Consider the following 12,137-nt stretch of genomic DNA (forward strand, 5'->3'; position numbering starts at 1 on the left):
TGAAACCGCCGAATAGGGATTGCCAGGAATTTGAATAATGGATAAAGCAGAAGCAAAAAAAAAGCTGATTGTCATTGGCAATGGTATGGTAGGACACCATCTCCTGCAGAGCCTGGCAGACCACCAGCAGGTTGGCCATTTCGAAGTCTCAATCTTCTGTGCCGAGCCCAGACCAGCCTACGACCGTGTGCATCTTTCGGAATACTTTGCCGGCTGCACTGCCAAAGATCTGGCAATGGGAAACGCAGAACAGTATCGGCAATGGGGTTTTGAACTGCATATCAATGAGAAGGTCATTGACATTGATCGCGCGAACAAGATAGTGACTGCGCAAAGTGGGATCGTCAAAAATTACGATCAATTGGTCCTTGCCACCGGCTCTTACCCCTTTGTTCCGCCAATCCCTGGAAGTGAACACAAAAAATGCTTTGTCTATCGCACACTTGAGGATCTGGATGCGATACGCAGTGCTGCAGACAAGGCAAAAAACGGCGTGGTAGTGGGCGGTGGGTTGTTGGGATTGGAAGCGGCAAACGCATTAAAAATACTGGGGCTCGAAGCCCACATTATAGAGTTTGCACCCGGGCTTATGCCAACCCAGCTGGATGCAGGTGGTTCGACTTTGCTGAAGAAAAAAATAGAGGAACTTGGTGTACACGTGCATGTTGATACTGCTACAGAGTTGATTGAGGAAGTTGGTGGGCGTCTGCGTATACAGTTCCAGGGTGGCAGTGACCTACTCACCGATCTGGTTGTATTTTCTACCGGTATTCGTCCCCGAGACAAACTGGCTGCATCGGCCGGGTTGCAGCTTGGGAAGCGCGGCGGTATTGTCATTGATCAGTGCTGTCGAACCTCCGATCCTGATATATTTGCCATTGGCGAATGTGCCCTTTTTGAACAACGCATTTTCGGCCTTGTTTCCCCCGGTTTTTCCATGGCACGCACTGTTGTCTCGCAACTGACCGGCGAACAGAATTTTTTTTCCGGAGCAGATCTGAGTACCAGGCTGAAACTCCTCGGAGTTCAGGTTGGCTCCATCGGCGATGCACACGGGCACACTGAAAATGCCGCTGCAATTACTTTTATGGATGAACAGGCCGGTATATACAAACGCATGATCACCGACGCAGGTGGAAAGCAACTGCTTGGGGCCGTACTGGTGGGAGACACCGACGACTACGATACTCTGCTGCAATATTACCTCAATGCTATCACATTGCCCGAGCATCCAGAGCAATTAATCCTGCCCAGCGCGGACGACGCGGTCATTGCACCGGGTACTGTGGCCCTTCCCGCAACAGCAACCGTGTGTTCCTGCCACAATGTCAGCAAAGCCCAGATCGCTGATGCCATTGCCGAAGGGTATCTTTCCCTGGGCGAAATTAAAGATGTAACCAAAGCCGCAACCGGCTGTGGCGGCTGTGCCGCCTTAGTGAAAACTATCGTCGACGAAGCCTGCACTGCTTTGGGTATGGAAGTGAACAATCACCTCTGCGCCCATTTTCCCTTCTCACGACAGGAGATATTCCAGATAGTACAGGTAGAGCGCATTAAGACGTTCCCGGAGCTTTTGCAGAAACGCGGTCGCGGTTACGGTTGTGAAATCTGTAAACCTGCCGTTGCTTCCATTCTCGCCTCCTTGTGGAATGAACATATCCTGGAGCAACCTCATATAGGGCTGCAGGATACCAATGACACCTTTATGGCAAATATGCAAAAAAACGGCAGCTACTCGGTAGTGCCACGTATTCCCGCTGGAGAAATCACCCCACAAAAATTGATCGTGATCGGACAGGTGGCAAAGCGCTACAACCTTTACACAAAAATTACCGGGGCTCAGCGTATTGATTTATTTGGAGCCCGCCTGGAACAATTACCGGAGATTTGGCGGGAACTGATCGACGCCGGATTTGAAACCGGCCATGCCTATGGGAAATCCCTGCGCACAGTGAAATCCTGTGTGGGCAGCACCTGGTGTCGATTCGGCGTTCGTGACAGCATTTCCATGGCACTGCATCTGGAGAACCGCTATAAGGGGCTGCGTGCACCGCATAAAGTAAAAATGGCAGTTTCAGGCTGTACCCGTGAATGCGCCGAGGCGCAGAGCAAAGACGTTGGTGTTATCGCTACCGAAAAAGGCTGGAATATGTTTGTCTGCGGCAATGGTGGTATGCGCCCACGCCATGCAGACCTGTTTGCTACCGATCTCGATGACAAATCCCTGGTCCGTTTTATCGATCGTTTTATAATGTTTTATGTACGCACTGCAGATAAGTTACAACGCACTTCAAGGTGGCTCGAAAGCCTCGATGGTGGTCTCGAGTATCTGCGCGAAGTCATCATTGAAGATAAACTAAAAATCTGCAAGGAGCTGGAAACACAGATGGCCCGGGTGATTAATACCTATCAGTGCGAATGGAACACGACCATTAATGATCCTGAAAAGCTCAAGCGCTTTAGACAATTTATCAACAGTGATGCGGTCGATGACAAGATTGTCTTTGTCAAGGAGCGCGGGCAACCGCGCCCTGCCAATGTGAAAGAAATTTCAGCGCTCTCAAGCCAAGAAGAAATGATCGAATAAATTCATCTTTAATCCAGCGAGGAAAAGATCATGGCCCAGGCTGTGTTAAAACCACCCCGAAACAAGGCAATTGTGATCACCCACACCCACTGGCAGCCGATTTGTCAGCGATCGGATCTGATCAGAGATTCCGGAGTCTGCGCCCTCTGGGAGCATATGTCCACATACAAGGAGAGAAAAGCCTGTACACTTTCTAAAAAGAGTATTGCACTCTTTTTCCTGCCCGGCCAGGCGCAGCAGCTTTACGCCATTGACAATTGGGACCCGATCGCGCAAGCTGGCATCATTGCGCGCGGCATTCTCGCAGAAGTGGAGGGAGAATTAACCATAGCCTCTCCGCTTTTTAAGCATCACTTTCGCCTTGCAGATGGACTTTGTGTGGAAAACAGCAGTATTCAACTGGCCACCTATCCACTGACCTTTTTCGGGAACACCGTATTTATCGGCAGCAACAGCATACAGTGATGACCGTTAAGGAATACCCGGGTACGCATACTACCTGCCCCTATTGTGGCGTAGGCTGTGGAATTTCAATCAACCGGAAAAGTCACCCAGGCCCATCCGCAATCACGGTGCGTGGCGATACACAGCATCCCTCCAATGCCGGTCGTCTTTGTATCAAGGGCTCGGCTTTGGGGGAAACGCTGGGAGATCGCGGCCGTTTGTTGCGCCCGCACCTGCACGGCCAAGCAACTGACTGGAATACGGCCATGTCTTTTGTGGCCGACGCCTTTGCCGATAGCATTCGCGCACATGGTCCTGACTCCGTAGCTTTTTATCTTTCTGGCCAGCTACTCACCGAGGACTACTATGTCGCCAATAAACTGATGAAGGGCTTTATTGGCACTGCCAATATTGATACCAATTCGCGCCTGTGCATGTCTTCAGCGGTGGCCGGCTACAAGCGCGCCTTTGGTGCCGATGCAGTACCCTGTTGCTATGACGATCTGGATCGCGCCGATCTGGTTGTATTGACTGGCTCTAATGCCGCGTGGACTCACCCAATCCTGTTTCAACGCATGCAGGCGGGCAATGCCAAACTGGTGGTTATTGACCCGCGTGCCAGCGCTACAGCCGAACTGGCAGATTTATATCTGGGAATCCGCCCCGGCAGTGACACAGCACTCTTTAATGGGCTATTGTATTTCCTCGCACAACATCAGCATCTGGATAACCATTATATCCAGCATCACACCAGCGGTTTTCAGGAGGCACTCACCTCAGCCCGGACGTGGTCTCTGCAACAAACTGCATTGCACTGTGGAGTGCCCGCAGAAAAACTGCTGGCGTTCTTCAGACTCTTTGCCGAGACGGAAAAAACGGTCAGCTTTTACTCCCAGGGTATCAACCAGTCCGGCAGTGGTACCGATAAGAACAACGCAATTATCAATTGCCACTTGGCCACAGGACGTATCGGCAGAGTCGGGGCAGGTCCCTTTTCCATCACCGGGCAACCCAATGCCATGGGTGGAAGGGAAGTGGGTGGCCTGGCCAATACGCTGGCTGCGCATATGGAATTTACCCGGGATAACACCAATCGACTGGGTCGTTTCTGGCACGCCCCACAGGTTGCATTGACGCCGGGGCTCAAGGCTGTGGATATGTTCCGTGCAGTGGAGAGCGGCCAGATCAAGGCAGTCTGGATTATGGCCACCAATCCCGCGGTGAGTATGCCCGAAGCCGGACGAGTGGCTGAAGCCCTGCGCAACTGCAAATTTGTTGTCGTTTCCGATTGCGTTGCCGATACAGATACCACCCGCTGTGCACAGGTGCTGCTGCCGGCCACGAGTTGGGGGGAAAAAAATGGCACTGTCACCAATGCGGAGCGACGCATTTCCCGACAACGCCCCTTCCTGCAACCACCCGGAGAGGCCCGCCATGACTGGCAGATCATTTGTGATCTTGCACAGCGGCTGGGTTATACAAAAGCCTTTGATTATTCGCATCCAGTGGAGATATTCCGAGAGCACGCAAGGCTCTCAGGCTTTGAAAATAATGGCAGTCGCGCCTTTGATATCTCCCTGCTGGAAAACATCCAGCGCCAGGAATACGATGCGCTGCAACCGGTACAGTGGCCGGTAAACCAGGATAACCCCCAGGGATGTGCGCGGTTGTTCAATGACGCCCGGTTTTTCACCGACAATAGGCGCGCGCACTTTGTGCCGGTCACACCACAAGCACCACTCCAGCAGACCTGTGCCCTCTACCCACTGTGGCTTAACAGCGGTCGCATGCGCGACCAATGGCATACCATGACCCGCACTGGCCGCGCACGCAAACTGCTGAACCACAGTGAAATTGCGGAAATCCAGATTAATCCGCAGGACGCACGAAAGTACAACATTGAAGAGGGCAGCCTGATCGCCCTGAACAGTGCCCAGGGCAGAATGTCCGGGCGCGCTACCCTGAGTGAGGCACAAAGGCCCGGCGAACTATTCGCCCCCATCCACTGGAGTGAAACCCTGGCTCGGGACGCCAGAGTCAGTGCTCTGGCTGCTGCAGTTGTAGACCCCCACTCGGGCCAGCCGGAATTCAAACAGGTGCCAATCCAGGTGGAGCTACTTCCCTGCAAAAGTTTCGCCACCCTGATCTGCCCCGACATTGTCGCAGAAAAACTGTGGCAGCGGCTGAATAGTGCCAAAGACAAAAACCTGTTGCACTGGTACCGGGTACCCTGTGCCGAAGGCTATCGCTACGAGCTGGCCCTGCGCCATCCTCTGAACGGGCGCAGCCTGGGCACACAATTATTAGGTGATATCCGTGGTATATACTGGCAACAGATTGAGACGTTAAAAAACCAGCGCTATCTGGCCTATAACAACACGCTCCAATTGCTGATCATCGCGGGCAACCGCTGGCAAAACTTGCCAGACCGGCGCCCGCTTGAACGCTATCTGGAGATGGAACTCCCTCGGGTTCCCGCAAAACTACTGCGTCCCATTGCACCCGGTGTGAAGGTCCTCTGCACCTGCATGCAGGTTTCCCGTACACAAATTACCGAGGCTATTGGCAAGGGTCTGCACAGCCTGGCGGCCCTCGGTAACGCCTTGGGCTGCGGCACGCATTGTGGCTCCTGCAAAGCGGAAATATCCGCCCTGTTGCGCACCGCCCGGGTTGGTGTGGCAGAGGAATAGGGCACAGCGGCAACTTGGTGTCTTGTTACAATGTAGTGAAAATAGTAACAGGTTCGCTGTTTCACTCTCCCAAACACAGTCAGGCGTAAACAATTGACATAAGACGCCACAAAATGCCCCCTTGTGACTTGCACCCCCAGCGACCTCCTACACTTAGAACCGGTACGTCGCCACTTCCGCTAATGCCCGCGACACGCCTCCCCTAAAATTAAAGAGCTCCCATGTTCACTATTCAGCAGATTGATCACCTTGTATTGCGCGTAAAATCGCTGGATACCGCGCGTCGTTTTTACCAGGATATTCTCGGCTGCAAAATGGAACGGGAGAATCCCAGCCTCGGCCTGTATCAAATGCGCGCCGGCCGCTGTCTGATTGATCTATTGCCGGTGGATCAACAGATTGAACGCACAGGCGCTTCCACTCCAGAATACGAGGGACGCAATCTGCACCATTTCTGTCTGCGTGTGGACCCTTTCAACGCCGACAAGATTCAGAGTTTCCTACAAGAGAGGCATATTAGTGCCTCACCGGTGGAGCAGCGCTATGGCGCGGAAGGCATGGGCCCCTCTCTCTATATCTCTGACCCCGAGAACAACCTGATTGAGCTAAAGGGACCGCCGGATGGCTAGGGAACCCCTGAGCAAGGGTGCCATCATGCTCTTGCCTGAACACCAACCACTGAGAGAAAAAACCCCTGAACTGGTGGAATTATGGCATCGGAAATCATTGAATATGCAGTAGATGGGCAATCCTATACCGGCTATTTAGCCTGGGATGATCGCCTTGCCGACAAGCGCCCAGGCATTATTCTGGTGCACGAATGGTGGGGGCAGAATGCCTTTATGCGGGATCAGGCAGACCAGCTTGCCCGGCATGGCTACCGCGCCTTTGCAGTGGATATGTTTGGCAAAGGCAAGCACACTGACGATCCCGCCGAGGCACAGAATTTAAGCGATAAGGCACGCAAAAGCCCCGTGGCTCTGGAAGCCCGTTTTCGCACAGCCCAGTCACTGTTACAACAGCACACCAGTGTCGACCCGACCCGTATTGCGGCCCAGGGCTATTGCTTTGGCGGAGAAGTGGCATTGAACATGGCACGGCTCGGCCTGGACCTGCGCGGTGTGGTCAGCTTTCACGGTGCCCTGGCCAGCGATATCTCCGCGCAGAAGGGTGGGATTCAAGCAGAAATCCAGGTGTATACCGGCGGTGCCGATGTCATGATCCCACCGCAACAAGTGGGTGCCTTTGTAGAAGAGATGCAGGTGGCAGGTGCCAAACTCACCCTGATCAGCTACCCCGGTGTGCTGCATGGATTTACCAATCCTACTGCCACAGAACGGGGTGAGAAACTCGGGCTGCCCCTTGCCTACAATAGGGAAGCAGCGGAGGATGCCCGGCAGGGAGCGCTGAATTTTTATCAGAAGATATTTAGTTGAAAGGGGATTCGGGCAGATACTGCCACTGGGCGGCTCTAAATCTGAAAGGCCATGCGGTCCCTCCTATGAGGATGGCAGCCAAAGGTCGCATGAAAAGCCCATTGGATTGCGGGGTTCCCAGAGACATAGGGAACTTCACTGCAAATCCGGTCTCCACTCTCCGCCTTGCCCCGACCGGGAACGACTGCCCACCCAGCTATTCACCTTCCAAATAGTTCGCACCACCCCCCTGCTCCGCCGCCCGGTCTCCGGGATTGCGCAACGGGCAACTGTCCATAGAGAGGCAACCACAACCGATACAGTCCTGCAGGCGATCACGCAGTTGGGTCAATTGGCGAATGCGCTGATCGAGGGCTTCGTGCCAGCCCGCTGAGAGCCTCGCCCAGTCTTTGGCGGTAGGTGCACGGCCATTGGGCAGCGCGCCAAGCGCCTCGCGAATCCGGGCCAGGGGAATGCCGGTACTCTGTGCAACTTTGATAATGGCCACGCGGCGCAGTACACCCCGAGAATAACGCCTCTGGTTGCCACTGGTGCGCCAGCTGCTGATCAGACCCTTACTTTCATAGAAATGCAGCGCACTCACCGCCACACCACTGCGCTCGGCCACCTCCCCCACGGTCAGCGCGCAGCGAGTACTTTTCCCGGCGCCAGCTATCGTTTTGCGATTTTGCTCCCCAGTCATCGAAAAGTCCCCTACAGCCATTGACCTCAATATTACTTGAGGTTTTACACTGCACAGCATTTCAATGCAAGTGGAGGGAAACAAGCAATGGACCGGAATCGCCAGCAAGCAAACCCTAGGCCCAAGACACCGGCAGTACCGGGCTTCTTTCTATTGATGGTGGCTGCGCAAAGCCTGAGTATCGGCCTCGCCCGGCAAATCCTAAACCACGGGCGCTCACCCACAGCCAATTTCAACCCGAAAGATCGTGCAGTGGAAACCGGGCAACAAGCTTCGCAACTACCGCCACAGCATCCATGGCATTAAAGGTACCCATTGCGCACCCGGTGACGCTGTGGTACCCGGTAGATTTCCCGGCCAGAACCGGGACGGCCGGACACAGCCACTGCCGGCGCTGCATACGCACCTTGCCAGCCATCTCAACCGTGCGCACCGGCTTAGAATCTAAAACATCCACTGAATTATTGTGCGGTAGGATGTAGACTGAACCGACAGCGCAAAGACGGAAAGCCCCGATCACCTTACTTTGACAAGGAGAAAAAGTGGAACCCATTATTTCCATTCGGGACCTCGGCAAAACCTATGCCGGTGGTTTCACCGCCCTGAAAAATATCAACCTGGATATTCGACCCGGGGAAATTTTTGCCCTGCTCGGTCCCAATGGTGCCGGCAAGACCACTCTGATCAGTATTGTGTGCGGCATCGTCAATGCCAGTCAGGGCAGTGTCACTGTCAGTGGCTACGATATCCAGCGGGATTACCGCAGGGCCCGCCGGGAAATCGGATTGGTACCCCAGGAGATCTCCACCGATGCGTTTGAGAGCGTTTGGAGTGCAGTGAAATTCAGCCGCGGGCTGTTTGGCAAAGGACCCAACTCCAATTATCTGGAAAACATCCTGCGGCAGCTGTCTCTGTGGGAAAAAAAAAGCAACAAAATCATCACCCTGTCCGGGGGCATGAAGCGCCGCTTAATGATCGCCAAGGCACTCTCCCACGAGCCCCATGTACTCTTTTTGGATGAACCCACGGCCGGGGTCGACGTAGAACTGCGCCAGGATATGTGGGCCATGGTGCGCGGACTGCGGGATTCCGGCGTAACAATCATTCTCACCACCCACTATATCGAGGAAGCGGAGGAGATGGCCGATCGTGTCGGGGTGATCAATCGCGGTGAACTGGTCGTGGTGGAAGAGAAAAATGTCCTGATGCAGCGCATGGGGGAAAAGGAGCTCAGCCTGACACTGCCGGAACCGTTGCAAAAGATTCCCGACGCCCTCGCCGACCTGCCACTCAGGCTGAATAGTGATGGCAGTGAATTGATATACCGCTTTGACATCAAGAGCGAGGATACCGGTATCGCGGAATTCCTGCGCTGCCTCAATGCCGCCAATATCGATTTTCGCGATCTGCACACCAGGGAGAGCTCCCTGGAGGAAATCTTTGTGAATCTGGTACACGGTGAACATCAGAAACACGAGGGACAACTCAGCGGGGAGATGCAGGAATGAACTGGTATGGCATTGGTGCAATTTACAAGTTTGAAATGGCGCGCACCTGGCGCACCCTGATGCAGAGTATCGCCTGGCCGGTGCTCTCCACTTCCCTTTACTTTATCGTGTTCGGTGCCGCCATCGGTGCACGAATGGGCAACATTGAGGGTGTCAGCTATGGGGCCTTCATTATCCCCGGACTGATCATGCTGGCGCTACTGAGCGAGAGTATCTCCAATGCCTCCTTTGGCATTTTCTTTCCGAAATTCTCCGGCACTATTTACGAAATCCTGTCCGCACCGGTATCTGTATTCGAGATTGTGGCGGGTTATGTGGGGGCCGCAGCAACCAAGTCTATCGTCCTGGGTCTCCTGATACTGGTAACGGCGCGCTTCTTTGTGGACTATGAAATTGCCCACCCAGTGTGGATGGTGGTATTTCTTGTATTGACCGCCCTCACCTTCAGTTTGTTCGGCTTTATCATCGGTATCTGGGCCGACGACTTCCAGAAGCTGCAGATTATTCCCCTGATGGTGATCACACCACTGACCTTCCTTGGAGGTGCCTTTTACTCTATCAGTATGCTGCCGGCAGTCTGGCAGAAAATTACCCTGTTCAATCCGGTGGTCTACCTGATCAGCGGTTTCCGCTGGGCATTTTACGACGTGGCGGATGTCAATATTGGACTCAGTGTGGGCATGACCCTGCTTTTCCTGATCCTGTGTCTGCTTGCCACCTGGTGGATATTCCGCACCGGCTACCGAATCAAAACCTGATCAAATACAACCGGAATGGTATAGCGGCGATGTATGGCGGGAGAGTCTCGCGCAGGCGTCTATGGCCGGCGCATGCCCACACTCACTGAACCAGCACTGACAGTGGCGACCTGAGCGGATTTAGCGGTAGGCCCGTATAAACAAATCCACCGCCCTGCACACCCGCGCGCGCTGCTCCGCCCCTGTCTCCACCTCTGAGTGCCCGATCAACACGCCCAGATGCCCACCGCCCAGCAAAATGCCGAGAAAGTTCTCTGCGGCAGCAGCCGGGTCCTCTACCCGCAACATCTCCAACTGGGTGGCCCTGATCAGCAACTGCTCGATTTCACCGAGGATACGCTGGGGACCCGCATCAAAGAACAGCTGCGCCATCCTCGATTCCTGTGAGGCCACAGAACACAACAGTCGCAACAGCCGGACGCTATCCTCGCTGTACACCATCTCCAGAAAAGCCTGGCCGATCCGCTCCAGCACGTCCGCTACCGAATCCTCCTCTTCGAGCACAAAGATCGGCAGGGGCATCATACTTTCACATCGATCAGTAATCGCGGCACTGAAGAGCGTCTCCTTGTCGGAAAAGTGGCTATAGACAGTGAGTTTCGAGACCCCCGCCGCGGAAGCCAGTGCATCCATGCTCGTGGCGGCAAAGCCCTGGGTCAGAAACAACTCCTTGGCTGCATCGAGTATGGATTGACGCTTGGCCGGGTCCTTGGGACGACCGCGCTGGACGTTTGCCGTTGACTGCTCAGACATAGTGCTCCATATACTGGACTCTCCAGTTTAATAAATTTACTATACTCGCCAGTATAGCATTGCTGGCTACCGGGCCCTGTCTACCCACTCCCGGTTTCAGCCTGTTGCCTCGCCGTTGAGGAAGGGAACCCCTATGTACCGATCACTAATGCACACTGTATTGTTAATCAGCCTGCTTGCATCCGCCTGTACGCCATCCGAATCCACTGACCGGGAGGAAAAACCACGCCCCGCAGTGATGGTTCGCCCGGAGGTGGCCAGCACCCGGTTGGATGTTTACCCCGGAGAGATACGTGCCCGCTTCGAACCGGCCCTTGCCTTTCGTATCGACGGCAAGATCCACCGGCGCCTGGTCAACGTGGGGGATCGGGTTGAACAGGGCCAGGCCCTGGCCGAACTGGACACCGATGACCTGCTTCTGCAACTGGACTCCGCCCGCGCAAACTTCAATTCTGCCGAGGCCGACCAGCGTCTCGCCGGCAGTGAGTTGGAGCGCCACCGCAAATTGCTGGCACGCCAGTTGGTCAGCCACTCCCAGTTCGACGCCGTAACAACCCGTTTTGAAGCCAGTGAAGCCCGCCTGCAGCAGGCCCGGGCACAGCTGGATGTGGCGCGCAACCAGGCTGCCTACGCGGTGCTAAAAGCACCGGAGAGTGGCGTAATCGCCCGCCGTATGGCAGAGGCCGGCCAGGTTGTGGCCGCAGGCCAGGGCATTTTCACACTGGCTGCAGACGGCGAACGGGAAGTACGTATCGACCTGCCGGAACAGTCCATCAACCGCTTTCGTGTGGGCCAGCCCCTGACAGTGGAGCTCTGGTCGCAACCGGGCAAACCTTTCCCCGCCCAGGTGCGCGAGCTCTCCCCTGCCGCAGATCCCATATCCCGTACCTTCGAAGCCCGAGTGGCTTTCGACAACCAGGCCGTTGGCGCTGAACTGGGTCAGAGTGCGCGGGTTTTCGTGCCCCAGGCTACCGCCACGGACGTATTCCAGGTGCCCATGTCCGCCGTGAGTGCCGATGGTGGCCAGGCCTTTGTGTGGGTGCTGGACCAAGAACACCAGACACTGCACAAAACGGCAGTGGCCCTGGGGCCCTTCGGTCAGGAGTTTGTCCCGGTTTTTGCCGGCCTGCACGCCGACGACTGGATTGTGGCAGCCGGCACCCACCTGTTGCGGGAGGGCCAGCGCGTACGACCTGTAGACCGTATGAACCGCCCCATCAATCCGGACCGCACCCTGGTCAGCCAGGATTAAACGGCCGGTCAAAACACAGCGAAAAAC

11 protein-coding genes are annotated in these 12,137 nt (G+C 55.0%); 9 read left to right on the forward strand and 2 right to left on the reverse strand.

Translation table 11 applies throughout. From position 1 onward, the window contains the following. The first annotated feature begins 37 nt into the window (after window positions 1-37). The 5 genes from nirB (at window position 38) to M8T91_RS14000 (ending at window position 7,157) form a co-directional block, all read left to right on the forward strand. Window positions 38-2,587 (forward strand): nitrite reductase large subunit NirB, encoded by a 2,550-nt coding sequence (gene nirB, locus M8T91_RS13980; RefSeq protein ID WP_301414776.1) that lies wholly within the window; start codon window positions 38-40, stop codon window positions 2,585-2,587. Window positions 2,588-2,743: 156 nt separating this feature from the next. Next, complete coding sequence (locus tag M8T91_RS13985) at window positions 2,744-3,052, forward strand: nitrite reductase small subunit NirD (RefSeq protein ID WP_301414777.1); 309 nt, start codon at window positions 2,744-2,746, stop codon at window positions 3,050-3,052. After that, entirely contained in the window at window positions 3,052-5,721 is a 2,670-nt protein-coding gene (locus M8T91_RS13990) for a nitrate reductase (RefSeq protein ID WP_301414778.1), read from the forward strand. The genes M8T91_RS13985 and M8T91_RS13990 overlap by 1 nt, the downstream gene beginning before the upstream one ends. A 221-nt stretch (window positions 5,722-5,942) precedes the next feature. Beyond that, a complete protein-coding gene (locus M8T91_RS13995; RefSeq protein WP_301414779.1) occupies window positions 5,943-6,350 on the forward strand; it encodes a VOC family protein in 408 nt (135 codons plus the stop codon). 81 nt (window positions 6,351-6,431) lie between these two features. Beyond that, window positions 6,432-7,157, forward strand: coding sequence for a dienelactone hydrolase family protein (locus M8T91_RS14000; protein ID WP_301414780.1), 726 nt, complete (start codon window positions 6,432-6,434; stop codon window positions 7,155-7,157). Between the two features lie 196 nt (window positions 7,158-7,353). Here M8T91_RS14000 and soxR read toward each other — a convergent pair whose 3' ends face one another. Continuing rightward, window positions 7,354-7,839, reverse strand: coding sequence for a redox-sensitive transcriptional activator SoxR (soxR, locus tag M8T91_RS14005; RefSeq protein ID WP_301414781.1), 486 nt, complete (start codon window positions 7,837-7,839; stop codon window positions 7,354-7,356). An 87-nt stretch (window positions 7,840-7,926) separates the two neighbouring features. Between soxR and M8T91_RS14010 the strand changes: the two genes are divergently transcribed. The 3 genes from M8T91_RS14010 to M8T91_RS14020 all read left to right on the forward strand — a co-directional run bounded on the left by M8T91_RS14010 (window position 7,927) and on the right by M8T91_RS14020 (window position 10,105). Further along, complete coding sequence (locus M8T91_RS14010; protein WP_301414782.1) at window positions 7,927-8,145, forward strand: hypothetical protein; 219 nt, start codon at window positions 7,927-7,929, stop codon at window positions 8,143-8,145. A 236-nt stretch (window positions 8,146-8,381) separates the two neighbouring features. After that, entirely contained in the window at window positions 8,382-9,347 is a 966-nt protein-coding gene (locus M8T91_RS14015) for an ABC transporter ATP-binding protein (protein WP_301414783.1), read from the forward strand. Next, window positions 9,344-10,105 (forward strand): ABC transporter permease, encoded by a 762-nt coding sequence (locus M8T91_RS14020; RefSeq protein ID WP_301414784.1) that lies wholly within the window; start codon window positions 9,344-9,346, stop codon window positions 10,103-10,105. The genes M8T91_RS14015 and M8T91_RS14020 overlap by 4 nt, the downstream gene beginning before the upstream one ends. Window positions 10,106-10,225: 120 nt before the next feature. Here the strand turns inward: M8T91_RS14020 and M8T91_RS14025 are convergent, their stop codons facing one another. Then, window positions 10,226-10,858, reverse strand: a complete 633-nt coding sequence (locus M8T91_RS14025) for a TetR/AcrR family transcriptional regulator (RefSeq protein ID WP_301414785.1) — start codon at window positions 10,856-10,858, stop codon at window positions 10,226-10,228. A 133-nt stretch (window positions 10,859-10,991) separates the two neighbouring features. Between M8T91_RS14025 and M8T91_RS14030 the strand changes: the two genes are divergently transcribed. After that, a complete protein-coding gene (locus M8T91_RS14030; RefSeq protein WP_301414786.1) occupies window positions 10,992-12,110 on the forward strand; it encodes an efflux RND transporter periplasmic adaptor subunit in 1,119 nt (372 codons plus the stop codon). Window positions 12,111-12,137: the final 27 nt, after the last annotated feature.

This window comes from Microbulbifer sp. MI-G (assembly GCF_030440425.1).
Lineage (GTDB): Bacteria > Pseudomonadota > Gammaproteobacteria > Pseudomonadales > Cellvibrionaceae > Microbulbifer > Microbulbifer spongiae.